Source organism: Pseudomonas hormoni (genome assembly GCF_018502625.1).
Classification (GTDB): domain Bacteria; phylum Pseudomonadota; class Gammaproteobacteria; order Pseudomonadales; family Pseudomonadaceae; genus Aquipseudomonas; species Aquipseudomonas hormoni.
This window is the reverse complement of sequence record NZ_CP075566.1, coordinates 6,439,554-6,464,948: the sequence shown is the minus strand read 5'-3', so window position 1 is coordinate 6,464,948 and position 25,395 is coordinate 6,439,554. Positions and strand designations below refer to the sequence as shown.

Annotated in this window: 24 protein-coding genes and 1 pseudogene; 12 read left to right on the top strand and 13 right to left on the bottom strand. The window is 61.8% G+C overall.

What is annotated here, in order from left to right:
* Positions 1-113: 113 nt before the first annotated feature.
* Positions 114-284 (top strand): hypothetical protein, encoded by a 171-nt coding sequence (locus KJF94_RS29925; protein ID WP_214380507.1) that lies wholly within the window; start codon positions 114-116, stop codon positions 282-284.
* An 8-nt stretch (positions 285-292) separates the two neighbouring features.
* On the opposite strand, the gene KJF94_RS29920 is transcribed toward KJF94_RS29925, so the two are convergent.
* The gene (locus KJF94_RS29920) at positions 293-1,489 is read right to left on the bottom strand and encodes a multidrug effflux MFS transporter (protein WP_214380506.1); all 1,197 of its coding nucleotides are present in this window, start codon (positions 1,487-1,489) and stop codon (positions 293-295) included.
* 215 nt (positions 1,490-1,704) lie between these two features.
* Positions 1,705-1,902, bottom strand: coding sequence for a heavy-metal-associated domain-containing protein (locus KJF94_RS29915; protein WP_214380505.1), 198 nt, complete (start codon positions 1,900-1,902; stop codon positions 1,705-1,707).
* 147 nt (positions 1,903-2,049) lie between these two features.
* On the opposite strand from KJF94_RS29915, the gene KJF94_RS29910 reads away from it, so the two are divergent.
* The 3 genes from KJF94_RS29910 (at position 2,050) to cueR (ending at position 5,436) form a co-directional block, all read left to right on the top strand.
* Positions 2,050-2,433 carry a hypothetical protein gene (locus KJF94_RS29910; protein WP_214380504.1) on the top strand — a complete coding sequence of 128 codons (384 nt, stop codon included), beginning with the start codon at positions 2,050-2,052 and terminating at the stop codon, positions 2,431-2,433.
* A 199-nt stretch (positions 2,434-2,632) separates the two neighbouring features.
* Positions 2,633-5,026: a heavy metal translocating P-type ATPase gene (locus tag KJF94_RS29905; protein ID WP_214380503.1), complete on the top strand. Its 2,394-nt coding sequence runs from the start codon at positions 2,633-2,635 to the stop codon at positions 5,024-5,026.
* A complete protein-coding gene (cueR, locus tag KJF94_RS29900) occupies positions 5,023-5,436 on the top strand; it encodes a Cu(I)-responsive transcriptional regulator (protein WP_214380502.1) in 414 nt (137 codons plus the stop codon). Before KJF94_RS29905 ends, cueR begins: the two co-directional genes overlap by 4 nt.
* Here the strand turns inward: cueR and KJF94_RS29895 are convergent.
* Positions 5,390-6,607, bottom strand: a complete 1,218-nt coding sequence (locus KJF94_RS29895) for an MFS transporter (RefSeq protein ID WP_214380501.1) — start codon at positions 6,605-6,607, stop codon at positions 5,390-5,392. The two genes, cueR and KJF94_RS29895, sit on opposite strands and share 47 nt — an antisense overlap.
* 219 nt (positions 6,608-6,826) lie before the next feature.
* Complete coding sequence (locus tag KJF94_RS29890) at positions 6,827-7,720, bottom strand: PA4780 family RIO1-like protein kinase (protein ID WP_084319144.1); 894 nt, start codon at positions 7,718-7,720, stop codon at positions 6,827-6,829.
* Between the two features lie 445 nt (positions 7,721-8,165).
* Here KJF94_RS29890 and KJF94_RS30755 point away from each other — a divergent pair.
* Positions 8,166-9,254 (top strand): annotated as a pseudogene (locus tag KJF94_RS30755) (cache domain-containing protein); the annotation flags it as partial.
* Positions 9,255-9,344: 90 nt separating this feature from the next.
* Complete coding sequence (locus tag KJF94_RS30750; RefSeq protein WP_390959830.1) at positions 9,345-10,112, top strand: methyl-accepting chemotaxis protein; 768 nt, start codon at positions 9,345-9,347, stop codon at positions 10,110-10,112.
* Positions 10,113-10,261: 149 nt separating this feature from the next.
* Here KJF94_RS30750 and KJF94_RS29880 read toward each other — a convergent pair whose 3' ends face one another.
* A complete protein-coding gene (locus tag KJF94_RS29880) occupies positions 10,262-11,053 on the bottom strand; it encodes an AraC family transcriptional regulator (protein ID WP_214380499.1) in 792 nt (263 codons plus the stop codon).
* A 194-nt stretch (positions 11,054-11,247) separates the two neighbouring features.
* Positions 11,248-12,525, bottom strand: coding sequence for an acetyl-CoA C-acetyltransferase (locus KJF94_RS29875; protein WP_214380498.1), 1,278 nt, complete (start codon positions 12,523-12,525; stop codon positions 11,248-11,250).
* Positions 12,526-12,776: 251 nt separating this feature from the next.
* Between KJF94_RS29875 and KJF94_RS29870 the strand changes: the two genes are divergently transcribed.
* The 4 genes from KJF94_RS29870 (at position 12,777) to KJF94_RS29855 (ending at position 17,636) form a co-directional block, all read left to right on the top strand.
* Positions 12,777-14,129, top strand: coding sequence for a 3-oxoacyl-ACP reductase (locus tag KJF94_RS29870; RefSeq protein WP_214380497.1), 1,353 nt, complete (start codon positions 12,777-12,779; stop codon positions 14,127-14,129).
* Positions 14,130-14,131: 2 nt separating this feature from the next.
* Positions 14,132-14,986: a MaoC family dehydratase gene (locus KJF94_RS29865; protein ID WP_214380496.1), complete on the top strand. Its 855-nt coding sequence runs from the start codon at positions 14,132-14,134 to the stop codon at positions 14,984-14,986.
* A gap of 146 nt (positions 14,987-15,132) precedes the next feature.
* Positions 15,133-15,270, top strand: coding sequence for a hypothetical protein (locus KJF94_RS30745; protein WP_214384985.1), 138 nt, complete (start codon positions 15,133-15,135; stop codon positions 15,268-15,270).
* On the top strand, positions 15,267-17,636 hold the full coding sequence (locus KJF94_RS29855; RefSeq protein WP_214380495.1) for a PAS domain-containing sensor histidine kinase: 2,370 nt from the start codon (positions 15,267-15,269) through the stop codon (positions 17,634-17,636). The genes KJF94_RS30745 and KJF94_RS29855 overlap by 4 nt, the downstream gene beginning before the upstream one ends.
* A 196-nt stretch (positions 17,637-17,832) precedes the next feature.
* Here the strand turns inward: KJF94_RS29855 and KJF94_RS29850 are convergent, their stop codons facing one another.
* The 4 genes from KJF94_RS29850 to KJF94_RS29835 are packed head-to-tail and all read right to left on the bottom strand — an operon-like array spanning position 17,833 to position 20,123.
* The gene (locus tag KJF94_RS29850; protein WP_214380494.1) at positions 17,833-18,390 is read right to left on the bottom strand and encodes a DUF4136 domain-containing protein; all 558 of its coding nucleotides are present in this window, start codon (positions 18,388-18,390) and stop codon (positions 17,833-17,835) included.
* Positions 18,391-18,444: 54 nt separating this feature from the next.
* The gene (locus KJF94_RS29845) at positions 18,445-19,059 is read right to left on the bottom strand and encodes a DUF4136 domain-containing protein (protein WP_214380493.1); all 615 of its coding nucleotides are present in this window, start codon (positions 19,057-19,059) and stop codon (positions 18,445-18,447) included.
* Positions 19,060-19,071: 12 nt separating this feature from the next.
* A complete protein-coding gene (locus KJF94_RS29840) occupies positions 19,072-19,821 on the bottom strand; it encodes a methyltransferase domain-containing protein (protein WP_214380492.1) in 750 nt (249 codons plus the stop codon).
* Positions 19,821-20,123 carry a MazG-like family protein gene (locus KJF94_RS29835; RefSeq protein WP_017336358.1) on the bottom strand — a complete coding sequence of 101 codons (303 nt, stop codon included), beginning with the start codon at positions 20,121-20,123 and terminating at the stop codon, positions 19,821-19,823. Before KJF94_RS29835 ends, KJF94_RS29840 begins: the two co-directional genes overlap by 1 nt.
* Before the next feature lie 270 nt (positions 20,124-20,393).
* Between KJF94_RS29835 and KJF94_RS29830 the strand changes: the two genes are divergently transcribed.
* Positions 20,394-20,687, top strand: a complete 294-nt coding sequence (locus tag KJF94_RS29830; protein ID WP_214380491.1) for a hypothetical protein — start codon at positions 20,394-20,396, stop codon at positions 20,685-20,687.
* Between the two features lie 206 nt (positions 20,688-20,893).
* A complete protein-coding gene (locus tag KJF94_RS29825; protein ID WP_214380490.1) occupies positions 20,894-22,243 on the top strand; it encodes an MATE family efflux transporter in 1,350 nt (449 codons plus the stop codon).
* Here the strand turns inward: KJF94_RS29825 and KJF94_RS29820 are convergent.
* From KJF94_RS29820 to KJF94_RS29810, 3 genes are read right to left on the bottom strand one after another with little or no spacing between them, the layout of a single operon-like run.
* Positions 22,237-23,112, bottom strand: coding sequence for an alpha/beta hydrolase (locus KJF94_RS29820; protein ID WP_214380489.1), 876 nt, complete (start codon positions 23,110-23,112; stop codon positions 22,237-22,239). The two genes, KJF94_RS29825 and KJF94_RS29820, sit on opposite strands and share 7 nt — an antisense overlap.
* A 17-nt stretch (positions 23,113-23,129) precedes the next feature.
* On the bottom strand, positions 23,130-23,912 hold the full coding sequence (locus KJF94_RS29815; RefSeq protein WP_214380488.1) for a DUF4123 domain-containing protein: 783 nt from the start codon (positions 23,910-23,912) through the stop codon (positions 23,130-23,132).
* Positions 23,909-25,225, bottom strand: coding sequence for a type VI secretion system Vgr family protein (locus KJF94_RS29810; protein WP_214380487.1), 1,317 nt, complete (start codon positions 25,223-25,225; stop codon positions 23,909-23,911). The genes KJF94_RS29815 and KJF94_RS29810 overlap by 4 nt, the downstream gene beginning before the upstream one ends.
* Positions 25,226-25,395: the final 170 nt, after the last annotated feature.

Here is a 25,395-nt window from a genome sequence, read left to right as displayed (position 1 = left end):
TCCGAATGGACGACACCGTCAGTCCGAAGGTTGACCGTTGTCATAATTGCGATCGTATTCGGGTCTACAATCGTGAACTCTGCGATGCAATCTTTTAACCGAGGAGGTCAGCAATGAAGATCCTGATAAAAGAATTGGCAAAATCCCAGTGGCAGGTCCGCCTGGACCAACACGCGGTAACGTTCCGTAGCGAAGCAGAAGCTCGCGCCTTCACCCGAACCCTCGAAGCACGATTGCTTGCCCCTCATCAGATTCCCGCCCAACAGCAGCGCGCTGTCGGCTGAGACCTGCCTCACACCTGGGCTTGCACCAACGCCCGGGCATTTTGCAAACGTCGGGTGAGCATCGCCACGCTCACCACCAGAATTCCGCACAGGCTGATGACCATCGCCATCGGCACGGCGCTGCCGTCGTACAAAATACCCACCAGCGACGCAGCCCCGGCGGCGACGCTGAACTGCAGGCACCCGAGCATCGCCGACGCACTCCCGGCGCGGGCGCCCTGCCCGTTCATGGCACAGGCCGAAGCATTGGGGAGAATGCAGCCGAGGCTGGCGATGCAGATAAAAAGTGGAATCAACAGTGGCCATAACTGCTCGGTGTGCAGTGAACTGACGGCCAGCAGCGCCAGGCCGGCCGCCAGGTAAATCCACACGGTACGCGCCAGCAAAAACGCGGGGCCACGCTTGGCCAGCAGCCGCGCGTTGATCTGCGCAACCAGAATGAACCCCGCCGCATTGGTGCCGAACAACCAGCCGAAATGCTCGGCCGGTACGCCGTAGAGTTTGATGAAGACGAACGGCGAACCGGCGATGTAGGCAAACATCCCGGCGATGGCGATGCCACCGGTCAGGGCGTGGCCGAGGTACACCGGGTCTGCCAACAGGCGACCGTACTGACGCAACGCGCCCGACAGAGGTTGACGTGGCACATGCGCGGGCATGCTTTCCGGCAAACCGAGCGCTACGGCCAGCGCCGCCAAGGCACTGAAACCGCTCAGCGCCAGGAAAATGGACTGCCAGCCCGTGGTGTTGACCAGCAATCCGCCGAGCATCGGCGCGAGAATCGGCGCCAGCCCCATGACCAGCATCAGCTGGGAAAAGACTTTGGCCGACCCCACCGCATCGCATTTGTCACTGACAATCGCCCGGGAAATCACCATCCCCGCGCAACCGCCCAGCGCCTGGACAAAACGCGCGCCGAGCAACCATTCAAGATTCGGCGCATACGCGCACGCCAAGGAAGCGGCGGTGAACAGACCCACGCCCGTCAGCAACGGAATGCGCCGGCCAAACCGATCCGCCACGGGGCCGTACATCAGCTGACCAATGGACAAACCCAGAAAATACGCCGCCAGCGTCAGTTGGACGTGTTGTTCATCGGTGCCGAACGCCAGCGCCATGGCCGGGAACGCCGGCAGATAGAAGTCGATTGCAAGCGGCCCAAAAGCGGTCAGGGCGCCAAGTATCAAAATGGTACGGAAGTTCATCAGGCATCCAGGGCTGAGGTCGGCAGCTCCACAGTCTAGCTGCGTGGGGGCGCGTTGAACATTCCGATAGCTCGCTAACTATTAAACCCTCATGCTGAACGCCTTCCTTGTAGGAGCAAAGCTTGCTCGCGAAGGCGGAGTGTCAGCCACATCAATGCCGTCTGACCCACCGCCTTCGCGAGCAAGCTCTGCTCCTACAGGATTTGCGTGTGGCCTTAAGCGACTTTCACTTCGTAGCCTTCCTCGCTGATCGCAGCGATCACTTCATCCGCGGTCAACGCACTCTCGACGCCGACTTCCTTTGCCGCCAGATCCACCCGCACGCTGGCCGCGGGATCCCTCGCTTGCAGCGCTTGAGTGATGGCTTTGACGCAGTGACCGCAGGACATGCCTTGAACGTTGAACACTTGCATGGAATGACTCCTTTTGTGAGATTGCGAGCAGTCTCGAGCTTGCCACCATGGCAAGGTCAAGTTCTGAAGTGATCTGCCGGGCTGGCAATCGGCGTCGCGCTCCGCCAAGCTGCGTGCATCAATGACTCGATCTCAGGAGATTCAGCCATGCGCTGGTCAGCTCTCAGCCTGTTTGGCTTCCTCAGCCTTTTCGCCGCCGTGCCCTCGGTCAATGCTGCCGGGGAGGATTACGGCGTGCTGATCATTTCCCGCGAGCGCCTGGAAGTGTCGACCAACTGCGAAATCGGCGTGTACCTCCAGGATCAACTGTCGGCGCGGCTGTTTCAGGAGCAAAGCACCTCATTCAATCTGCCGCCGGGCAATGTTTCCCTGCGTCTGAAACTGCTGCCGGGCCAGGCGCCGGGTTGCAATCCGGGGATGTTGGCGCCGGGGTCGCAGAACATCACGCTCAAGGCCGGGGATGTGTTGAAGTTCCGGATTGCGATGACGCAGGAAGGGATGTATCTGAAGCCAGCTTCCCTCGATTACTGATCCAGAACTAATGTGGGAGCGAGACCGGCTTGCCGGCGATAGCGGTGTGTCAGTTGCGTAGATGTCGGCTGATACACAGCTATCGCCGGCAAGCCGGTCTCGCTCCCACAGGGATCTGCGGCGACAGATGTAATGGCGCTTGACCTTACCAGCATGGCAAGGTTGATCCTGTAGGCATCTTCTACAGGGAGCGCGACCGATGTCCGAATCCACCACTTTCGATCTGCCGATTGCCGGCATGACCTGCGCCAGTTGCGCCGGGCGCGTCGAGCGTGCCTTGAGCAAAGTCATCGGCGCCTCAGCCGTCAGCGTCAACCTGGCCACCGAGCAGGCTCGCGTTCAAGCACCCAGCGACAGCCTGCCGGCGTTGATGGACGCGGTGCATCAGGCCGGTTACAGCGTGCCGCAGCAGAGTCTGGAATTGAGCATCGACGGCATGACCTGCGCGTCGTGCGTCGGCCGGGTCGAACGGGCGCTGGCCAAGGTGCCGGGGGTCAAAAGTGTCAGCGTCAACCTGGCCAACGAACGCGCCCACCTCGAACTGCTCGGCCAGGTCGATCCGCAAACCTTGATCGCCGCCGTGACCAAAGCCGGTTACAACGCCAGCGTCTGGGAAGTCGAACACCCGACTACCGACACTCAACAACAGCGCCTGCACCGCGAACGCTGGGTCTTGATCATGGCGATCGCCCTCGCCTTGCCGCTGGTGTTGCCGATGCTGCTGCAACCGTTCGGCGTGCACTGGATGCTCCCGGCGTGGGTGCAATTCGCGCTGGCCACGCCAGTGCAATTCATCTTCGGCGCCCGCTTTTATGTGGCGGCATGGAAAGCAGTGCGCGCCGGCGCCGGCAACATGGACCTGCTGGTCGCCCTCGGCACCAGCGCCGGTTATGGCTTGAGCCTCTACGAATGGGCCACCGCCGCCGGGCGCATGCCGCATCTGTATTTCGAAGCCTCGGCAGTCGTGATCGCCTTGGTCTTGCTGGGCAAATACCTCGAAAGCCGCGCCAAACGCCAAACCGCCAGCGCCATCCGTGCCCTCGAGGCGTTGCGCCCGGAGCGAGCGATTCAAGTGATCGATGGCCGCGAACAGGACGTCGCCATCAGCGCCTTGCGCCTCAACGATCTGGTGCTGGTCAAACCCGGCGAACGCTTTCCGGTGGACGGCGAAGTGGTGGAAGGCCAGAGCCACGCCGACGAAGCGCTGATCAGCGGCGAGAGCCTGCCCGTGCCTAAACAGCCCGGCGACAAGGTCACCGGCGGCGCCATCAATGGTGAAGGCCGGTTACTGGTTCGCACTCAGGCACTAGGGGCGGAAACGGTGTTGGCGCGGATCATCCGTCTGGTGGAAGACGCGCAAGCCGCAAAAGCGCCGATCCAGAAACTGGTGGATAAAGTCAGCCAGGTATTTGTGCCGACGGTCCTGTTGATTGCACTGGCGACCCTGATCGGTTGGTGGCTGCACGGTGCGCCGATGGAAACTGCACTGATCAACGCCGTCGCGGTGCTGGTGATCGCTTGCCCTTGCGCCCTCGGCCTTGCAACGCCAACCGCGATCATGGCCGGCACCGGTGTGGCGGCGCGCTACGGCATCCTGATCAAGGACGCCGAAGCACTGGAGCGTGCCCATGAAGTCAGCGCCGTGGTGTTCGACAAGACCGGCACGCTGACTTCGGGTGCGCCACGTATCGCTCATTTGAGTGCTATCGACGGTGATGAAGCCGCACTGCTGAAATTGGCCGGCGCCCTGCAACGCGGCAGTGAACACCCACTGGCCAAGGCGGTGCTTGATGCGTGCGTCGAACGCGGTTTGACCGTGGCGGATGTCAGCGGCAGTCAATCGCTGACGGGCCGTGGCATCGCGGGCACGCTCGAGGGTCGGCGGCTGGCGTTGGGTAATCGGCGTTTGTTGGAAGAGAGCGGATTGAGCGCCGGTCCTTTGGCTGACTCTGCAACCGCGTGGGAAACCGAAGGCCGGACCCTGTCCTGGTTGATCGAGCAAAGTCCGCAACAGACCGTTCTGGGCCTGTTCGCCTTCGGTGACACCCTCAAACCCGGCGCGCTGCAAGCGGTGCAACAACTCAGCGACCGCAGCATCAGTAGCCATCTGCTGACCGGTGACAATCGCGGCAGCGCCAAAGTGGTCGCCGAAGCGCTCGGCATCCAGGATGTCCACGCCGAAGTGCTGCCGGCCGACAAAGCCGCCACCGTCGCCGAACTGAAGAAAACCGGCGTGGTGGCGATGGTCGGCGATGGCATCAACGACGCCCCGGCCCTGGCCGCCGCGGACATCGGCATCGCCATGGGCGGCGGCACCGACGTCGCCATGCACGCGGCCGGCATCACCCTGATGCGCGGCGACCCGCGACTGGTGCCGGCCGCGCTGGAAATCAGCCGCAAGACTTACGCAAAGATTCGTCAGAATCTGTTCTGGGCCTTCGTCTATAACCTGATCGGCATCCCGTTGGCTGCCTTCGGTTTCCTCAACCCGGTGCTGGCGGGCGCGGCGATGGCGTTGTCGAGCGTCAGCGTGGTGAGCAATGCGCTACTGTTGAAAACCTGGAAACCCAAGGATCTGGAGGACAACCGATGAACATCGGCCAAGCAGCCCGCCACAGTGGCCTGAGCGCGAAGATGATCCGTTATTACGAATCCATCGGTCTGCTCAAGGCCGCCCATCGCACCGACAGCGGTTACCGGGTGTACGGCGATGACGATTTGCACACGCTGGCGTTTATCAAGCGCTCGCGGGACCTGGGGTTTTCACTGGAAGAGGTCGGCAAACTGCTGACCCTATGGCAGGACCGGCAGCGCGCCAGTGCCGACGTGAAGGCCCTGGCTCGTCAGCACATCGACGAGCTCAACCAGAAAATCCTCGAGCTCGGCCAATTGCGCGACACCTTGCAGGACCTGGTCGAGCACTGCCACGGCGATCACCGTCCGGACTGCCCGATCCTCAAAAATCTTGAGTCGGGTTGCTGCGCCGTACCCGCTCGCCCCTGATCGCGAGTCCCTTCACCACCAGCAATGTGGTGAGGGGAATGCCGTGGAACAACAGCACCACCGCACCGGGCGCCCACCACGTGTAGAACGGCGCAGCGATCAGCATACCGACACCGAACCCGGTCATCTGCAACAACGTCAGGAAACTGAAAATCGGCAGGCGCAGGCTGTCCGGCTCCCGTTGCAGACGCGACATCAGGCCGACTTCAGAGAAGCCGTCGCCCAGCCCTGCCGGCAGTGAGAACAACAGCAACCCGTAGAGAGTCTGTTGCTGGAACATCAGGATGAAGCCGCAGGACATCAGCAGCACACCGAAGAAAAACCGCCGCTCCAGGTTCACGTTGTCCGAGCCTTTGAGGCGGCTGGCGATCCGCGCGCCGATGAGTTTTCCGCAGGCCCATACCGCCAGCATCAGGCCCAGTGTGGTGCTGGCCGATTCCGGTGTCAGCCATTTTGAAATGATCGGCAAACCCACGTTATGTGCGGCGCTGCCCAAGGTATCGGCCATCGCGACCGCGAGCATCGCCGCCACCACCGGCGTAGTACGCAGCCCCTGGCGCAGGGCTGACCATTCGCCTCGTTCGTGATCGACCTCGGCACTGGGAGACGGTCGGGCAAACCGCAGCGGCAGGATGAACAACGCGGCCAGCAGGTAAGTGGCCACGTTCAGCGCGAAGACCACTTCAAAGCCAAACGCTGCCACCAACAACCCGGCCACCAGACTTCCGCCGACCATGGCTGCTGACGACGCCGAGGTGATCCAGGCGTTGGTCTTGAGCAGTTGATCGCCTTCAATCAAATGCGGCAACTGACTGTTGAGGCCGATGGCGAACATGGAGTTGCCGAAGCCAAGGCCGAAGGCAATGACCGGCAACAGCAGCGCTTGTTGGGTCACCGGCAAAACCAGCAGCAGGCCCAGCAATCCAGCGCGCAGCAAGTCGAAAGCAATCAGCGGCAGACGCCCGGCCCAGCGACGATAGAACCGGGTGCCGATGAGGCTGGCAAAAATCCCTCCGCCCACGCGGCTGGCGAGAAAGATGCCGACGCTCATGGCGCTGTTGCTGAGCAGGTAGACGTAGGTGGCCAGGGCGACCATGTTGAGGAACGCGCCGAAGTCCGAGATCAGACGGGCGGCGATGATCAGCTTGGCGTTGCGGGTGGAGGTGTTCACATTCAATCCTTGAGTGTGGGGTGTATGGCCGTTGTGGATTTTCTGGCCTGACGCTATCGCGGGCAAGCCACGCTCCCACAGGGTTTGTGCCAGCTCCGGATTTCAGGACCGACACAAAACCCTGTGGGAGCGCGGCTTGCCCGCGATGCAGACGACTCGATATCAACTTGATCCTCATCTACAAAAAACCCGGCCGAAGCCGGGTTTTTCGTCAACCGATCACTGCATCCAGGGCGGAGGCGGTTCTTCGGACTTGTTCGGTGGCGCGTCATCTGCCGCGCGGACCGCTTGCTTGCGCTCTTCATCCAGGCGGGCGGCCTCGATTTCGCGCATGATCCCGCCGACGTCGGCCAACTCTTCCGGTTCGTCGAACTCGCCGGTCAAGACGCTGGCCGGGTGCAAGGTGCCGGCTTCGTACAACGCCCACATTTCCTTGGCGTACCTGGTCTTTTTCAGCTCCGGGGCAAACCGTCCGAAGTAGGACGCCATGTTGCCCACGTCGCGCTCCAGCATGCTGAACGCGTGATTGTTGCCCGCCGCGTCGACCGCTTGCGGCAAGTCGATGATGACCGGGCCGGTCGGGGTCAACAGTACGTTGAACTCGGACAGGTCACCGTGCACCAGGCCGGTACACAACATCAGCACGATCTGCGAAATCAGGAACGCGTGATATTCGCGCGCCTGGTCCGGCTCCAGTACCACGTCGTTCAGACGCGGCGCGGCATCGCCGTACTCGTCGGCCACCAGCTCCATCAACAGCACGCCTTCAAGGAAGTCGTAAGGCTGAGGGACCCGGACACCGGCGCCGGCCAGACGAAACAACGCCGCCACTTCGGCGTTCTGCCAGGCGTCTTCGGTTTCTTTCTTGCCGAACTTGGAGCCCTTGGCCATCGCACGAGCCTGACGGCTGTTGCGCACCTTGCGGCCTTCCTGGTACTCGGCCGCCTGACGGAAACTGCGTTTATTCGCCTCCTTGTAGACCTTCGCGCAACGTAACTGGTTGCCGCAGCGCACCACATAAACAGCTGCTTCTTTACCACTCATGAGTGGGCGCAGCACCTCGTCGACCAGACCGTCCTCGATCAGGGGTTCAATGCGTTTTGGAGTCTTCATCAGCTTTTATTGTGGGTCCTTTATTACCAAACACGCGAAAGTCATTCGTTATACGGCAATCCACTCGTTCGGGGGAGGGGTTGCCGACCTATGAACGTTGTGGATGCACACAATGTGCCGAAAAAAACCGGCAAACCCGCCGATGCTCATCGGCCGCCAAGGATCATAGCCGAGCCGGCAGCACTTGTTGGAGAAGGGATACGAGGGGATTTGCGACAGAATCCGACATACCGATCCCTTAGCGTCGCAGGATTTTTTCCAACAGCCCTAAATTTCCTCCTCCAGCAGCCGAAGTCATCTGTAACAAAGTGAATTGTCCGACGATCGTCCCGACAAAAGACGAGGGCGCGCCCAAGGGATCGGGTTCAACCAATACGTTTACAGCTGCCAATAATTCCGCGAGTCATCTGCACTGCGTGGGCCTACAAGAAAATCTGGAGCGCGGATGAACATCAAACAGAAGTTGACGTGGGCGTTTGCAATCATCGCCTGCCTGCCCGTGGTGCTGGTCGCCACCCTCGTTGTGCTGAACTTGCGCAGTGATGCCAAGGACGAATTCGTCGACAACAGCGGTCGCGAAATCCGTCAGGTCAGCAATGCCATGCAACTGTTCTTCGACGGCATCAGCCAGAACGTCGAATACCTGGCCAGGCAACCGCTGATCACCAACTCCGACGACAGCCTCAAGACCTACATGAATGCCAACGCCGCCAGCATTCCCCAGGGTGAGATGGACAAAAAAGTCTTCGGCTTCCTGCAGGACCTGGGCAACGCCCATCCGTCCTACGCCTACGCCATCCTCGGCACTGCGGCCGGCGGTTACGTGTCGTGGCCGGACGATGCCAAGCTGGCCAACTACGACCCGCGCCAGCGTCCGTGGTACAAGGCGGCCCAGGCCAAACCGGGCAAGCCGTTCCGTACCGAGGCCTATTACTGGGCCGAAAATGATACGTCCTACGTCAGCACCGTACGCACCATCGACAACAAGCTGGGTACCAACGGCGGCGTGGTCAGCATCGACGTGTCGCTCAAACAGCTGACCGAACTGGTCAAACAGATCAAGCTCGGTGAAACCGGCTACCTGATGTTGCTGGAAAACTCCGGCACCGTACTGGTCGATCCGAAACAACCGGAGCACAACTTCAAGGCCCTGGGCAGCCTCGGCGAGGGTTATGCGCAACTGGCCAAGGCCGGCAAAGGCCTGGTCGAAGTCGAACTCAATGGCGAGCGCTACATGGCCAACGTCTGGCCGTCCGAGCAACTGGGCTGGACCTTCATCGGCCTGATCAAGCAAAGCGATGTGATGAGCACCGCGACCCAACTGACCTGGTTGATCGCAATCATCGCCGCCGTGCTGGCCGTGGTCTTCGCCATCGTCGGCGCCAGTTTCGCCAGCGTCATCGTGCGTCCGATCCGCAGCGTGGCCGAAGGCCTGGAAGGCATTGCCCAAGGCGAAGGCGACCTGACCAAAAACCTGCAAATCCGTGGCAGCGATGAAACCGCGCAACTGGCCAACTGGTTCAACCAGTTCCTGGCGGCGATTCGCAACCTGATTCAAAGCATCGGCGGCGCAGCGACCAAAATCCTCGCCACCTCCAAGAGCTCGACCCAGGTTTCCAGCGACATGGCTGAAGCCGCCGGGCGTCAGCGTGAAGCCGTGGACATGGTCTCCACCGCGTTCCACGAAATGGTCGCCACCGCGAACGAAGTCGCGCGTTCCTGCAGTCAGGCCGCCGAATCGGCCGACAGTGGTCAGCGTCAGGCGCGTGAAGGTCAGCAGCAGATTGACGCGGCGGTGACCAGTGTCGATCGCCTGAGCCAGGAAATCGAACAGTCGGCCCAGTCGATGCAACAGCTGGAACGCGACAGCAATGACATTCAGTCGATTCTCGGGACTATCCGTTCAATCGCCGAACAGACCAACCTGCTGGCGCTGAACGCGGCCATCGAGGCTGCACGGGCCGGTGAACAAGGTCGCGGTTTTGCGGTGGTGGCGGACGAAGTGCGGGCGCTGGCCAAACGCACGGCCGATTCCACGGCGGAAATCGACGGGCTGCTTGGCAACCTCGCCAAGCGCACCAGCCAGGTGACTCAGCAGATGCACGCGAGCCTGGAAGTGTCCCAGCAGTCGGTGACCCGCATCGGTGAGGCGCGCAGCAGCTTTGGGCAGATTCGTGAATCGGTGGACGTGATCCGCGACATGAACACCCAGATCGCCACGGCGGCGGAACAACAGCACCAGGTGGCGGAAGACATCAATCGGCACATCAGCCAGATCCATGGCGATGCGCAGTTGGTGGCGGAACTGGCGAACTCGGCGCGGCTGGATTCCCAGAGCCTGGCCGGGTTGTCGAATGAGCTGGATGGGTTGGTTCGTCGTTTCAGAACCTGATCAAAAGCGCTTATATCTGTGGCGAGGGAGCTTGCTCCCGTTCGGCTGCGAAGCAGTCGTAAACTGGAAAATGCGGACTGTCTGATACCCCGCATGGACTGATTTGGGACCGCTTCGCGCTCCAGCGGGAGCAAGCTCCCTCGCCACAATTAGTGCCGAAACAATTCTCCCGGCGTAAACCCGAACAACCCTTTGAACGCCGCAATAAACGCCGACGTCGAGTCATATCCACAAGACAAAGCGGCATTCGTCACGCTGTCCCCCTCCTCCAGTAAATTCAACGACGACAGCAGTCGCATCCGCTGACGCCAGCCGCGAAAACTCAACCCGGTTTCACGCTGGAACAAGCGCATAAGCGTCTTCTCCGACGTGCCCAATCGCTGCGCCCATTCCTGCAAGGTCACGTTGCGCTCCGGACTTTCGATCAGCTCGTTGCACAGACCCAGCAAGCGCTCATGGCGCGGCAACGGCAGCGAGAAACCGACTTCGGGCAGATTCGCCAACTGGTCCAGCAACACACTCACCAGCCGTGCTTCCGGGCTGTCGCCCTGTGGATATTCCACGGGCAGCAGGCAAAAACTCTTGATCAACTCCCGAGCCAGCGGCGTCACCTCCAGCACCCGACACCTGTCGTCCGCCCATGGGCAGTCCTCACGGCGCACATAGAGACTGCGCATCTCTGCACGCATCGAGGTCACGACCTGATGTTCGAAATCCGCAGGAATCCAGATCCCCCACTGTGGCGGCGCAAAGAAACTGCCTTCGGCGGTGTGCACGCCGAGAACGCCGCTGATCGCGTAGGAAAATTGCACCCAGTCATGTCGGTGAGACGGCGTCCACGAACCGGCGTTCAAGCTTTCCGCCCGCGCATACAGTGGGCGCGGCAGCACGGTCAGGGTCGGAATCGTCCTTTCGAGGGAATGTTGTCCGTTAGTCGACATTGATGAGCCTTGTGTCGCAAGTTGGCTTGTGGGGCGACGTTAGGGCATGTCACAGATCTATTCAATATCGCAAATCCCTGTGGGAGCGGGCTTGCCCGCGATGAGGCCAGCACATCCAACATCAATGTTGGCAGACACACCGCTATCGCGGGCAAGCCCGCTCCCACAGGTTCCCGGTTCCACCCAAGGAAATATCAGCGTTCGATAATCGCCGTCACACCCTGCCCACCCGCCGCACAAATCGAGATCAGCCCCCGCCCCTTGCCGGCCGCGTCGAGCAGCTTGGCCAGGCTCGCCACAATACGCCCCCCGGTAGCCGCAAACGGATGCCCCGCCGCCAGTGAGCTGCCTTTGACATTGAGCCGGCTGCGGTCGATGGAGCCCAGTGGCGCGTCGAGGCCGAGGCGGTTTTTGCAGTACTCCGGGTCTTCCCAGGCCTTCAAGGTGCAGAGCACTTGCGCGGCGAACGCTTCGTGGATTTCGTAGTAATCGAAGTCCTGCAAGGTCAGGCCATTGCGCGCCAACAGACGTGGCACCGCGTAGACCGGCGCCATCAACAACCCTTCGGCACCGTTGACGAAATCCACCGCCGCCGCCTCGCCATCCCGCAAATACGCAAGGATCGGCAAGCCGCGTTCCTTTGCCCATTCTTCACTGCCCAACAGCACCAGCGACGCACCGTCGGTGAGCGGCGTCGAGTTGCCGGCGGTCAGCGTGCCTTTGGCGCTTTTCTCGAAGGCAGGTTTGAGCGAGGCGAGTTTTTCCAGGCTCAGGTCCGGGCGCAGGTTGTTGTCGCGAGTGAGACCGAGGAACGGTGTCATCAGGTCGTTGTGCCAGCCTTCGGTGTACGACGCGGCCATTTTCTGATGACTCTCCAGCGCCAATTGATCCTGCTCCGTGCGCGGAATGTTCCAGGTCTGCGCCATCAACTCGCAATGTTCGCCCATCGACAGACCGGTGCGCGGCTCACCGTTGCGGGGAAATTCCGGAATGAGATGTCCCGGTCGCAGTTGCAAAAACGTTTTCAGTTTGTCGGCGGTGGTCTTGGCGCGGTTGGCTTGCAGGAGAATTCTGCGCAGACCTTCGTTAATGCCGATCGGCGCGTCGGACGTGGTGTCGACGCCGCCGGCAATGCCGCACTCGATCTGGCCCAGGGCGATTTTATTGGCCACCAGCAACGCGGCTTCCAGACCGGTGCCGCAGGCCTGCTGAATGTCATACGCCGGGGTGGTCGGCGACAGCCGCGAGCCGAGCACGCATTCGCGGGTCAGGTTGAAGTCCCGGGAATGCTTGAGCACCGCGCCCGCCGCCACTTCGCCCATGCGCAAACCGTGCAGGTTGAAACGCTCGATCAGGCCTTCGAGCGCTGCGGTGAGCATCGCCTGGTTACTCGCGGTGGCGTACGGCCCGTTGGAGCGGGCGAAGGGAATCCGGTTACCGCCGATAATCGCGACGCGGCGCAGCTGAGTCATGAAAAGCTCCTGATGAACAATTTAAAGAACAATGCGATTCCCTGTGGGAGCGGGCTTGCCCGCGAAGAGGCCGGCAAATCCAACATCAATGTTGACTGTGCCGACGCTTTCGCGGGCAAGCCCGCTCCCACAGGGTCTGCGTGTTCCTGAAAACCTCCGCAATGTCCAAGCGTAGGCCTTATCTCGCGAATCGAACGACTGATTGCCATTCGTGGTCCACACTTTGAACCCCAGCTGCTGGAGCGCGTTCCATGTCTGACCGCTATATCGACTTCGCCAATTCATCCATCGGCCATCGTCTGGTCGGGGCCCTGGGTCTGCCGTTGCCGGTGCGGCTGGAGCGCTGGCAAGCGGGCCGGCTGCGCCCGGTCGAAGGCGCGCTGCTGATCGGCGGCGGGCCGCTGGCGGAAAAAGTCAGCGCCTTCGCCAATCGCCTGACCGATGCGATCTACAGCTACGGCAGCGAACCTTCGATCGCCACGGCATGGATTCCCGGCCACGGTCCCAAACTCAAAGCCGTGGTGTTCGACGCCAGCGACCTGGTGCAAACCGATCAGCTCAAACAACTGCGCGAATTCTTCCAGCCGCTGATAAAAAACCTCGATCACTGTGCGCACCTGGTGATTCTCGGGCGCGCGCCGCAGACCTTGAGCGACCCGTTCGCCGCGAGCGCTCAACGCGCCATCGAAGGTTTCAGTCGGTCGCTGGCCAAGGAGCTGCGCAGCGGCGGCACCTTGCAGTTGATCCATGTCGGCGAGGGCGCCGAGGATCAACTGGAAGGCCCGCTGAGGTTTTTTCTTTCGCCAAAAAGTGCATTCGTGTCCGGGCAAGTGATCAGCCTGGACGCCTGTGACACGCCAGTGACGGATTGGACTCGCCCGCTGGCGGGTCGCAAGGCGCTGGTCACCGGCGCGGCACGCGGCATCGGTGCATCGATCGCCGAAACCCTGGCCCGGGACGGTGCCGAGGTGATTCTGCTCGATGTACCACCGGCCAAAACCGATCTTGAAGCCCTTGCCGCACGGCTTGGCGGGCGCAGCATTACCCTGGATATCTGCGCGGAAGACGCCGCCACGCAGCTGGTCGAACAGTTGCCTGACGGGATCGACATCGTGGTGCACAACGCCGGCATCACGCGGGATAAAACCCTGGCCAACATGACCCCGGAATTCTGGGACGCAGTCCTTGCGGTCAACCTCAATGCCCCGCAAGTGCTGACCAAGGCGCTGCTCGACAGCGGCACCTTGCGGGATAACGGCCGGGTGATTCTGCTGGCGTCCATCAGCGGCATCGCCGGCAATCGCGGGCAAACCAATTACGCGGCGAGCAAGGCCGGATTGATCGGCCTCGCCCAGGCCTGGGCACCCCTGCTCAATGAGCGCGGCATCAGCATCAACGCGGTGGCGCCGGGGTTCATCGAGACTCAAATGACGGCGCACCTTCCGTTCGGCCTGCGTGAAGCGGGCCGGCGCATGAGCTCGCTGGGCCAGGGCGGCTTGCCACAGGACGTCGCCGAAGCGGTGGCCTGGCTGGCACAACCGGGCACCGGCGCGTTCACCGGGCAAGCGCTGCGGGTCTGTGGACAAAGTGTTTTGGGGGCTTAGTGATGATCACCGATTGGCACACACTCAACCGCGAACCGAGCCTGCCAGGGCTGTATGTGCAGGCTGCGACGCGCCGCAAGATCACCGGCACCACGTTGCCCGATTCGGGTTTGCGTTGCTGGGTCGATGTCGATCCAAAACGCCTGGCGGCCTACCGCGATGTCTGCGGGTTTGCCGACAACGGTTTGTTGCCGCCGACTTATCCACACATCCTGGCGTTTGCGCTGCAGATGCAGTTGCTCACGGCCAAGGATTTTCCGTTTCCGTTGCTGGGGCTGATTCATCTGAGCAACCGCGTTCGCGTCTTCAGGCCCATGGGCGGCGTGAATCGCGTGCGGGTCGGCGTGCAGGTGCAGAACCTGCAGCCCCACGCCAAGGGTGCGACATTTGATCTGGTGACGACGCTCGACGATCAGTTGGGGGCCTTGTGGGAAGCTGAAAGCCGGATGCTCTGTCGCGGAGTCAAACTCGAAGGCGAACCGGTCGAGGACGTGTTGACCTTGACGTTACCGCTGACTGAAGTTACCCGCTGGAAAGCGCCGGCGGACATTGGCCGGCAATACGCCAAAGTATCCGGCGATTACAACCCGATCCACCTCAGTGCCGCGAGCGCAAAACTGTTCGGCTTCCCGACCGCCATTGCCCATGGGTTGTGGAACAAGGCGCGGACACTCGCGGCGCTAAGCGATCATTTACCGACTGCCAACGTCGAGATTGCCGTGCAGTTTCGCAAGCCTGTGCGGCTGCCCGGTGAGGTGACGTTGCTCGCCAGTGCGGCGGGGTCCAGTGGAGATTTTCAGCTGGTGGGTGCCGGGGATCTGGAACATATGGTCGGGCATTGGCGACCGGTTGCCTGATCACTCGGCAGAAGATCGAGTCAGGTGGTGCCGGTCCGCCTCAGCCAGATCTGTAGGACAAAGCTCTGCATCCGGTAAAAAACGCCCGTTTTGGCTGAATGATTCTATGCTGACTTTACATAGTGATAGTCAGGGTAGACGCACTCATGAAGACAAACCTCCTGCGCAAGCAAAAAAGTGCCGTAGCCACCACGGATCGGAGCCGGCAACTGGCCTGGATTCCCGCCGCACTGAATTTCAATGTCGCCACCGACGACACCGCCCGTTCGAGCGTGAAATTTTGAGTTCCGGTGACAAGCTGTTCGGGCGCCTGCTCAACCGCCATCCGCCACCAACACCGGAAACCTCGAGCTCCCGGGCCATGCCAGGTGTCGGCTTGCAGTTGCGCCTGGACGCCGAAGGCCGGGTGATTCATCTGGCCGGCCCACTGCGCCATGGTCTGGCCCAGCAGCGCCCCGCCGCGCAAGCGCCACTTCTAGTCGATTTCCTCATGCCGCAAAGCTGCCTCGCCGTCGCAGGCACACCGGCTGACTGGCAAGGACAAAGTCTGGATCTGGATTTTTACAGCCTCAGCGGACAACCCCTGCACCTGCGCGGCTGGGTGCAGCCATCGACCGATACCTGGCTGTTGCAGTTGCTGGACATCGGCGACTTGTTGCACGAACGCCGGCAAGCGCGTAAACGCGAACACTGCCAGTTGCTCGCAACGCAGATTGGCGACCAGTTGCGCCTGTGCAGCCTGTCGCGCCTGCCCGACGTACTGGTGGAGCAACTGCAACAGTTGGCGCGGCATTTTCAGATCCCGTGTCTGGCCGTGGCGCTGCTGGATGATCAGGAAGAAGGCTGGCAGATCCACCAACATTACGCGGCCTTCGACGCCCCCCAACTGTGGCAAAACGGCCAGCGCCTGGGCACCGGGCTCGACAGTTTGAACGGCTCCGCCCCTCAGCATTTGACCCATGGCGAGCATCCGCGCCTGCACAGCATCTTCGGCAGTACCGAAGGGTTTGCGGTGCCCTATCACGATGCGCAAGGCGTGGTCGCGTGGTTGCTCTGTGGTTTTTACCCAGTGCAGCAACGTGCACCCGACGTCGGCGAGCGCGATTGGTTGCAGCTCGCCGCCGCGCTCGCCGGACCGTTGCTGGAGCGCTTGCGCGAGCATCAGCACCATCTGCAACTCGAGCGACTGGAGTCGTTGCAAGCCCTGCTCGGCACCGGTTGGCTGGAAATTTTCAGCGACAGTGCCGAGGTGCAGTTGGCGTCGTCGCTGGCCAGCGCCCTGAACCTGATCGGCACACGTATGCCTCTGCATGACTGGCTTGAGCACATCCACTCCGCCGACCGCGAAGCGCTGCGCAGTCGCCTGCAAGACTTGCAGGATGACGGCACACCTTTATTGCTCTGCGTGCGCCTGCACCACCCCGAGACACCGACCTGGTATCGCCTGCAAGGCCAGGCCATGGGCGTCGGCAAAGACCGGCGGCTGGTGGTTTTCATGCTCGACATCAGCGACATCAAAAACCAGCAACAGGACGCCGTGGCGGCCCATGCGCGACTGAACAACCTGATCGCCAATTCACCGGTGGTGATCTACGTGCAGCGCTATGTCGAAGGCGCGCTGCTGCCAACTTTCTTCAGCGACAGCCTGTTGCCGCTGCTGGGCTGGTCCCTCGCCGATTGCACCGTTGGGGCGCTGGCGGAGCGCGTTCACCCCGAGGACCGCGACCGCTATTTCGAGCGCCCCCGGCAATTGCTCCGCGAAGGATCGGTGCGTGCGCGCTACCGACTGCGCGACAGTCGCGGCGATTACCACTGGCTGCTTGACGAGGCCAGGCTTCTGCGCGACGACCTTGGCCTGCCGGTCGAAGCCGTGGGTCTGTGGCTGGACGTGACCGAAGCGACGCTGGCGGCGGAAATGCAACTGGCCCAGAGCGCGAAAATGGCCACCCTAGGCGAAATGGCCACGGGCCTGGCCCATGAAATCACCCAGCGGCTGAACGTGATGCGCATGGCCATCGTCAGTGTACTCAAGCGCTTGAACAACGGTGATGTGCAGGTCGACTACCTTACCGACACCCTCAACCGCATTGATGCCCAGGTCCAGCGTGCGGCGCGGGTGGTAGATCACATGCGGGTGTTCGGCCGCCGCTCGGAAGTCGAGCAACATCCGTTCAATCCGTTTGACGCCATCGAGGGCACCCTGTCGCTGCTGGCCGAAGGCTTGCTGGGCAAAGGCGTCGAGCTCAGGGTCAGCGAAACCGTTTTCGAGGTTCAGGTGCGTGGTCATGTCGATCAGCTGGAACAGGTGCTGATCAACCTGATGGTCAACGCCCGGGACGCACTCCTGAGCAAACGCGAAGCGGATCGGAATTTCAAACCGTGGATCTCGGTGTGCGCCGAGCGTGACGAGCATTCAGTGCGGCTGTGGGTCGAGGACAACGGCGGCGGTATCGATCCGCGGTTGCTGGAGCGGATCTTCGAACCGTTTTTCACCACCAAACCGGTGGGCGTGGGCACCGGGCTGGGGTTGTCGGTGAGCCATGGCATCATCGAAAACATGGGTGGAACACTGCGCGTGAACAACTCGGCCGAGGGCGCACGGTTCTGTATCGAGTTGCCGATTGCCGTGGAAGCCCAGAGCAGCCGATAGGTTTGGCCTTTCGGTCCGCCTACTCGCCAGCCCAGACAACAAAACCCTGTGGGAACGCGTCTGTGGCGAGGGAGCTTGCTCCCGCTGGGCTGCGTAGCGGCCCCAAAAATCTGACAATCATTGCCGATTTTTGTGAGTGCTACGCACTCAAGCGGGAGCAAGCTCCCTCGCCACAAATGGGCTCCCACAAGGGGGGTTATTTGGGTGGGTAATTGGCGAGGATGCGCCCGACCGTTTCGCGTATCGCCGTGCTGCGATCCGAGGGGTTCGGTGAGCGGCTGAGGATTTGCTCGTCACTGCCCCGCCACACCAGTTTGCCGTCCTTGCCGTCGAGCAGGTCGATCTGGATGATCGCCACTTTGTAGCTGATGTTGCGGGTTTCGTTGTACATCGGCCCGCCCCAGTAGCCATTCCACGGGTTACCCCAAGCGCCGCCGTAGTTGGTGGTCACTTGTTGCTGACGGTCTTCGACGATCAGGTAGGTTTGTACACTCACATCGCCCTTTTTGCCCGCAGCGGCCGGGCGCAAGCCTCGCTGATCCAGCTGATCGGCCACGGATTGGCGGATGCGCTGCTCGGTCAGGTCGCTCTTGATCCGTGGGTCATCGGGGCGATATTGCAGGGCGGGGTCTTTCCAGCTCCAGCTGCGATAGGCGGCGAAGTCGCGGCTGGCGTCGAAGTCATGATTGACCTGGTTGGCGGCGCAGGCGGTCAGGAGCGCGGCCACTGCCAGAAAAGCGAGACGGCGGAACATGATGATTCTCCGGTTGAAGACATGATCCTGCGGAACGCTTCTTGATTGCAGAAGCTAACTGGGAGGATACGCCGACATGGCCTTTTCCACAGCCTCCCGAATCGCATCGGCGCGCGCACTTTGGCTGCCCTTGTTGCTGGTTTCGGCGCTCGAACTCCAGACGGGTTGACCGGTTTGAGCATCGAACATATCCACCCGCACCACGACCACCTGTTCCGAATACGTCCGAACGATCGGCACCGTGTTGTACATGCCATAACCGCTGCCGTAACGGTTGTATCCGCCATAACCGCCGCCGTAATAACCATAGTCATCCTGGACCTGACGCAAGCGGGTTTCCAGATGCAGATTGGCGCTGACGAACAGGTCCGCCGGGCGATTGTCATGCAGCGGCCGCAAACCGCGCTGATCGAGGGCATTGCTCACGGCCTCGGCGACTTGCGCCGAATCCGCCCAGGCCGAACCCGCAGGCAAGCTCCCGTTGAGCCAAGCCCAGCTGCGGTAGCGACCGTAGTCACGCGGCGCAGCCGGGTAGGCGCTGCGATCGAAGGTATTGGCCGCCTCGGGCGGCGCCGGCGGCAAGGGTTTGGAACTTGCCACGTACGGATTGCTGCTCTGGCAGGCCGCCAACCCCAGACAGATCACCAGTAACCCCGAACGACTTTTCATTTCGCGCTCCGATCAGACCGGCCGACAGATCCAGTGCAAGTAGCGCCCAAGCCCGGCAAAGCTTGGGTGACGCCGGTGGGCCAGCTCCATTTCCAGCAAGTCCACCAGTTCGGCGCGGGCCTGGAATTCCACCGGCATGTAGTCGTGAAAAACACGCACCCCGCTCTGGCTTTCGACCTGCCACAGGCCCTCAAGTTGCGCTGCCAGCTCACGCGGATCAAGCGGCTGTTGCGGGGTCAGGCTCTGCTTTTCGCCGGCCATGTCGTTCTTGCGCATTTTGCGGAAGTGGCCCTTGAGCAGGTTGCGGTAGATCAGCGCATCGCGGTTGTAGAAGGCCAGGGACAACCAGCCGTCCTGTTTGGTCAACTGATGCAGCACCGGCAGGATCGCATGGGGTTCCGCCAGCCATTCCAGCACCGCGTGGCACAGCACCAGATCGTAGGGCTCGGTGAGCTGGCCGAGCAAATCCTGCCACGGTGCCTGAATGAAAGTGGCCGTCTGGCCGGCATCGGCAAAACGCTGGCGGGCGCCTTCGAGCATCGGCGCGGCGGGTTCGGCCAGCGTCACGTCATGACCACGTTGGGCCAGCCACAACGACATGTGGCCCAGGCCGGCGCCGATGTCGAGCACACGCAGCGGGCGGTCCGGCAGGGTTTCGGCGAGGTCGGCCTGCAACACCGCCAGGCGGATCGCGCCTTTGGCGCCGCCGTAGATCTTTTCGGCGAAACGGGTCGCCAGTTGATCGAAATGACGGTCGCTCATCAGCTGAACCTCCGTTCACTGTCCGCGAGTTTGCTGCGTACCACTTCATTCATGTCCAGCCCCAACTCGCTGCACAGCAGCAGTAGATACAGCACGATGTCGCCGACTTCCTGCCCGGCATGGGCCAGTTTGTCCGCCGGCAACTGGCGTGACTGGTCTTCGCTCAGCCACTGGAAGATTTCCACCAGTTCGGACATTTCCACGCTCGCGGCCATGGCCAGGTTTTTCGGGCTGTGAAATTGCCGCCAGTCATTGCGGTCACGGATGGCGTGCAGGCGTTCGGTCAGTTCAACAAGGTTCATCGGGCTCTCCTGAAGGCGTATAGCTTCGGGGGGATGGCCGGGGATGGCAAGGGGCGTTAGCCCCTGTAGGAGCCGGCTTGCTCGCGATGGCGGTGTAAATGGCAAGATTTATGTTGGATGTGCCACCGCTTTCGCGAGCAAGCTCGGCTCCTACAAGGTTCATCAGCGGAACAGAATCTTGCGTCATACTCAAACGATCCCCGTATCGGGGAACTCGGCGCTGCGATCACTGGCCCAAGGCTCAACCACTTACATCAGGACGTTAACGACATGCAGGTAGAAAGTTTTTTCGAATGGCTCGGCCAGGCGCTCGGTTCGGTCATCCGCTTTATCGTTGACGCCCTCAGCGGCCTGTTCAATCTGTTGAGCCATGCCGGCAGCAATTTTGTCGAAGGGTTGTCCCGCGCGCTGGGCATGGACACGTCGATCATCAGCATCATTGCGTTGATCCTGGGGCTGATGCTGTTGTGGTCGGCGATCCGGGCGTTCATGAATGCGTCGATCATCATGGGGATCATCTGGTTGCTGCTGGGGTTGTGGTTGTTGAGCTGGATAATTCACTAGCCCTTGCACAAAACATTGTGGCGAGGGAGCTTGCTCCCGCTCGACTGCGAAGCAGTCGTAAATCAGCCGGCGCGGTATGTCTGCATACATTCAAAGGCGGGGTTTGGGGCCGCTTCGCGACCCAGCGGGAGCAAGCTCCCTCGCCACAATGGATCACTGCAACTCCCCAATGAATCGCTACAATGCCGGCTCTCCAAGGAGCCTGCATGTCCAACCTGATTGCCGACTGGCGCGACCGCCCGACCCATCGCCGGGTCTGGGCGCTCGCCGCGCCCATGATCCTCTCGAACATTTCCGTGCCGCTGGTGGCGCTGGTCGACAGCACGGTCATCGGCCACTTGCCTCACGCCCATCAACTGGGTGCCGTCGCGGTCGGGGCCAGCCTGTATACCTTTCTCGCCTGGGCCATGGGCTTTCTGCGCATGGGTTCCACCGGTTTTGCCGCCCAGGCCGCCGGACGCGGCGATGGCGCGGCGTTGCGGCAGATTCTGTTGCAGGGACTGTTGCTGGCCATGGGGCTGGCCATTGCATTGGGCGCGCTGGGCATCCCGTTGAGCGGAGTCGCGTTGCACTTCATGCAACCCTCGGCAGAGCTGGAGCAACTGACCCGCGAATTCTTTCACACGCGCCTGTTCGGCCTGCCGGCCGCGCTGGCCAGCTATGCGCTGGTTGGCTGGTTTCTCGGCACTCAAAACGCCCGGGCGCCACTGGCGATTTTGCTGAGCACCAATCTGGTCAACATTGCGCTGAACCTGTGGTTTGTCCTTGGTCTGGAATGGGGCGTGGTCGGCGCGGCCCGGGCCTCGGTGATCGCCGAATGGACCGGCGCGCTGATCGGCCTGTTGATGACCCGCAAAGCCCTGCGCGCCTACCCCGGCCACATTGCCTGGGCCGCGTTGGCGCTATGGCAGAGTTGGCGACCGCTGTTGGCAGTCAACCGCGACATCTTCATCCGCAGCCTGTTGCTGCAATCGGTATTTTTCCTGATCACCGTACAGGGCGCACGTCTTGGCGACGCCACCGTCGCTGCCAACGCCTTGTTGCTCAACGGGCTGCTGCTGACCGCTCATGCGCTCGATGGCCTGGCCCACGCGGTGGAAGCATTGTGCGGGCATGCGATTGGCGCTCGCGACCGTGATGCCCTGCGCCGCTCACTGGTCGTTGCCTGTGGCTGGTCGTTGCTGGCGAGCCTGGGGTTTGCCGTACTGTTTCTGTTCGCCGGACACCTGTTCATCGAGATGCAGACCGACATTCAGAGCGTGCGCGATACAGCGTTCATCTACCTGCCCTACCTCGCCGCCCTGCCCTTGATCGCGGTCTGGAGCTACTTGCTCGACGGGCTGTTCATCGGCGCCACCCGCGCCCGTGAAATGCGCAACGGCATGCTGTTGACCGTGATTCTGCTGCTGCCGTTTGGCTGGGCGTTGCAAGGTCTGGGCAACCACGGACTGTGGATAACCTTCCTGTTGTTCATGGTGCTGCGCAGCCTGACTCTTGGTGTGATTGCCTGGTTTCTGCGCAACAACGATGGCTGGTTCAGCGGTCGGGCTCACTGACCCGGCGTCGCCTTCACGAACGCCGCGATCTGCTCCAGCACCGGCGCCAGACTGCGCATCGGGCGTGACAGCGTCGCCACCAGCGTGGCGTGACCGGGACGCGAAAAGTACAGGTCCTGCACCGGCACGCCCGCCTCGCGCAGCTTGCGTGCCAGCCCGCCGGTGTTGCGCGTCGGGTTGACCAGATCATCGTCCGTCGCCGCCATCAACAAAGCCGGCGGCGCGCCGCGACTGACGTGATTGATCGGCTGCGACTGCGGCGGTGAATCCGGCCAGAAAAACACCGGGCGGACGTCCGGATTTTCGATCGGCAAAAAATCATACGGCCCGGCCAGACCGATCCAGCCGCTGAGGTTGTGCGGCGACAGACCCACCGCACCGAGCAAACCGGGGTCCAGCGCCAGCATCGCCGCGTTGTACGCCCCGGAACTGTGGCCCATCAGGTACAACCGTTGCGGGCTCCCGGAAAACTGCCGAATGTGTTCGTGTGTCCAGGCGACTGCTTGTGCGCCATCCTCCAGGAACAGCGGATAACGCACTTGCGGATACAACCGATAGTCCGCCAGCACCGCGACAATCCCCCGAGACGCCAGGGCCTCACCGACAAACCCGTAATCGCTGCGCGAACCGCTGTTCCAGCTGCCACCATAGAAAAACACCACCACGGGGGCGTTTGCCATGGGATGACGCGGCACATACACATCGAGTTTTTGCCGCGGATCAGCACCGTAGGCGATGCCCTCGGTCTTGTCGAAACTCCCGTCGGGGGTCAGGGCATTCAGTAATTTCAGCGGCGAGCACGCCGACATCGCAAACAGCAAACACCCGCCGATTGCCAGGCTGAACAGTCGCCGCAGAGTGCTCGCCATCAATGCAGACCTCGTGTTCAGGGTTGATCGTTTTGCCACTGATTGCGCAGGCTATCGAGGCGCTCCTGCTGGGTCAGCCCGGACAACGGCTGCACCAGCGAAGCGCGGGGGTACTGCAAGCGTAGCCACAACCAGCCATCGAGCACCGGCCGCTCGCTGAAACCCAGTGCCAGACCTTCCTGCACATGAGCCCACAAGCGTTGGTAATCGGTTCCGGTGGATTGGCTCCAGTGCCAGGCATGCTGCTCCAGCAGGCAGGTCTGCAGCTTTTCCCGCTGACGAGCGCTGAGGCATTCTTCGACCGCCAGCGGGCTGACGGCGAGCTCCGGATTGAGCAATTGCTGCCAGCCCTCGCTGCCAATTGCGCGGTCGGCCCAGGTCCCGCCGAACCAGTGCAACTGACTGATGGGGCCCAGCCAGCGACTCAACTCCCGGGCATCGCAGGCATCGAAAAAGTAACTGGCCGTGTTGGGGTTGTAATAACTCAACAAGGCCCGGTGATGCAGTCCGAAGGTGACGGTGAGCATGCGCCGCAAATGCTCCAGCAACAGCGACGAAGACGCCTCGCTGACCACCAGCAAACCACGCCAGACCTGTGTTTGGCTGTAGCACGATTCCGCCAGCGCCGGGCAGGTCCGAAGGTCGATCAGGATCGGGCCGTCTTTGCGCAACGCATGCCATTCCGTGTCCTCGAACAACCAGAACCATCGGGCCTGCGTGAATGCCTGTTGCAGCAATGCCCTCGACTGAGGCGCACTCGGTGCATCCAGCAACAGCCATTGCGGGGTCGCGCCGATCATGCCGCACCGCTCTGGCCAAACCCCGTCACCGCCCGACAGGTGCACAGCGCCTGCGCGCAATGGCTGAAACTGCCACCGCCGGGCAACAGACACAACAGCACCAAGGGCTCACCCGAGCGCAGGAGTTCCAGCAACCCGTCCTCGGGCGAGCTGTTTTCTGTCGGGCGCGGAACCTCGGCCTCTTCAACCGTCGACGGTGCGGGCAGAAACCCGCAAATCAACGGCTGATCCGGATCGCCCTCGATGAAGCTCACCACCACCTCGGTGCCCTCGCTCAGCGGCGAGACGCTCGGATCTTCCAGCTCAGCGGCCAGCGGTAGCCAACAATGGCTGGGGGTCGCGCCTTCGCCCTGATAGAGCCAGTCAAACTGAACAGCCACCGGTCGGGAGGGGTCCGGCCGAGGTTCATCGACATCGACCACCCAGGCTCGTTGCAGGCTGTGCATCCGCGGTTTTACCGCGCAAGGGGGCGGGACGAAGGAGGCCTCCCCATGAATCGCACGGATCTGATTGCTGTAGGGGCCCAGTGGATCCTGGCTGCCCTGATGTTCGACATAGGTCAGCAGCCACAGATGATTCCAGTCGGTGACCGGGTGGCCGGACAACGGCATCAACTGACCACTGCGCAACGTCGGCAAGTCGGTACGACCTTCGGCACTTGGCGCGGTACGCTGAGCCGCCTGAAGCTGAAACTGCCGCACCGCCGGTTGCTGACCATCGACCTGGAACTGCGCGCTCGCGCCGAGACGGAAATGGTCGCGACCATCACCAAACACCACGCAGTGCCCGCGCGCGTGATGCTCGAAGTGATAATGCAGGCGTTCCTGGGCGCACAGGCGCTGGAGAAACTGCAAATCCGATTCTCGATACTGCGTGCAGAAATCACGGGGCGGGTAATCGCCACTCAGTTCGAAGCGTCGATCCTTGCCCGTGATGCCGTGCTCCTTGAGCACCTGGCTGAGAATCTCGGGCACCGAGATGTTGCTGAAAATGCGCCGACTGAAACGCTGGGAAAGACAAGCGAGCCTGGGCCCCAGACGCACATGGCAAAGTTTGAGGGTCGGGCCATGGTCACGCTGGACGAGTTCATGCAACAGACCCTGCACCGTGCTGCCCTCGGGTCCGAAATGTAAAACGGCCGGGCGGTACAGCAAGCTCGCAAGGTCGAGCGTCGGGTCATCGATCAGCAGGTCCACGTCGAATACAAAGGGTTCGCTGATCGCTTCTCTACCGGTAAAGGCCAGGACTTCGAATGGGTCGGGCAGACCGGCTACGTCCAGACGAAATGAAGGCTCGTTGACTGGATCGAACATCGGCGATTCTCTACAGGAGGGGCGGCCGGGGATTCTCGCCGAGAGACATGGCTGAGTAGAGTGCCGAAGTACAACTTAGGAAATGGCCTACGAGAAAAGAGGACCATATGGCTTTGAAAGCCGGGAGTGTGGGCAATTTCGAAAGGAAATAGAGAACCGCCGCACCAGGT

What these genes read in the sequence shown, in the direction of transcription:
- KJF94_RS29820 (WP_214380489.1), bottom strand. Translation starts at nt 23,112, where the DNA reads ATGGCGAGCACTCTGCGGCGACTGTTCAGCCTGGCAATCGGCGGGTGT.
- KJF94_RS29915 (WP_214380505.1), bottom strand. Translation starts at nt 1,902, where the DNA reads ATGCAAGTGTTCAACGTTCAAGGCATGTCCTGCGGTCACTGCGTCAAA.
- KJF94_RS29875 (WP_214380498.1), bottom strand. Translation starts at nt 12,525, where the DNA reads ATGACTCAGCTGCGCCGCGTCGCGATTATCGGCGGTAACCGGATTCCC.
- KJF94_RS29925 (WP_214380507.1), top strand. Translation starts at nt 114, where the DNA reads ATGAAGATCCTGATAAAAGAATTGGCAAAATCCCAGTGGCAGGTCCGC.
- KJF94_RS29815 (WP_214380488.1), bottom strand. Translation starts at nt 23,912, where the DNA reads ATGATCGGCGCGACCCCGCAATGGCTGTTGCTGGATGCACCGAGTGCG.
- cueR (WP_214380502.1), top strand. Translation starts at nt 5,023, where the DNA reads ATGAACATCGGCCAAGCAGCCCGCCACAGTGGCCTGAGCGCGAAGATG.
- KJF94_RS30750 (WP_390959830.1), top strand. Translation starts at nt 9,345, where the DNA reads ATGGCTGAAGCCGCCGGGCGTCAGCGTGAAGCCGTGGACATGGTCTCC.
- KJF94_RS29865 (WP_214380496.1), top strand. Translation starts at nt 14,132, where the DNA reads ATGATCACCGATTGGCACACACTCAACCGCGAACCGAGCCTGCCAGGG.
- KJF94_RS29890 (WP_084319144.1), bottom strand. Translation starts at nt 7,720, where the DNA reads ATGAAGACTCCAAAACGCATTGAACCCCTGATCGAGGACGGTCTGGTC.
- KJF94_RS29845 (WP_214380493.1), bottom strand. Translation starts at nt 19,059, where the DNA reads ATGAAAAGTCGTTCGGGGTTACTGGTGATCTGTCTGGGGTTGGCGGCC.
- KJF94_RS29835 (WP_017336358.1), bottom strand. Translation starts at nt 20,123, where the DNA reads ATGAACCTTGTTGAACTGACCGAACGCCTGCACGCCATCCGTGACCGC.
- KJF94_RS29825 (WP_214380490.1), top strand. Translation starts at nt 20,894, where the DNA reads ATGTCCAACCTGATTGCCGACTGGCGCGACCGCCCGACCCATCGCCGG.
- KJF94_RS29840 (WP_214380492.1), bottom strand. Translation starts at nt 19,821, where the DNA reads ATGAGCGACCGTCATTTCGATCAACTGGCGACCCGTTTCGCCGAAAAG.
- KJF94_RS29905 (WP_214380503.1), top strand. Translation starts at nt 2,633, where the DNA reads ATGTCCGAATCCACCACTTTCGATCTGCCGATTGCCGGCATGACCTGC.
- KJF94_RS29830 (WP_214380491.1), top strand. Translation starts at nt 20,394, where the DNA reads ATGCAGGTAGAAAGTTTTTTCGAATGGCTCGGCCAGGCGCTCGGTTCG.
- KJF94_RS30745 (WP_214384985.1), top strand. Translation starts at nt 15,133, where the DNA reads ATGAAGACAAACCTCCTGCGCAAGCAAAAAAGTGCCGTAGCCACCACG.
- KJF94_RS29810 (WP_214380487.1), bottom strand. Translation starts at nt 25,225, where the DNA reads ATGTTCGATCCAGTCAACGAGCCTTCATTTCGTCTGGACGTAGCCGGT.
- KJF94_RS29910 (WP_214380504.1), top strand. Translation starts at nt 2,050, where the DNA reads ATGCGCTGGTCAGCTCTCAGCCTGTTTGGCTTCCTCAGCCTTTTCGCC.
- KJF94_RS29920 (WP_214380506.1), bottom strand. Translation starts at nt 1,489, where the DNA reads ATGAACTTCCGTACCATTTTGATACTTGGCGCCCTGACCGCTTTTGGG.
- KJF94_RS29850 (WP_214380494.1), bottom strand. Translation starts at nt 18,390, where the DNA reads ATGTTCCGCCGTCTCGCTTTTCTGGCAGTGGCCGCGCTCCTGACCGCC.
- KJF94_RS29880 (WP_214380499.1), bottom strand. Translation starts at nt 11,053, where the DNA reads ATGTCGACTAACGGACAACATTCCCTCGAAAGGACGATTCCGACCCTG.
- KJF94_RS29870 (WP_214380497.1), top strand. Translation starts at nt 12,777, where the DNA reads ATGTCTGACCGCTATATCGACTTCGCCAATTCATCCATCGGCCATCGT.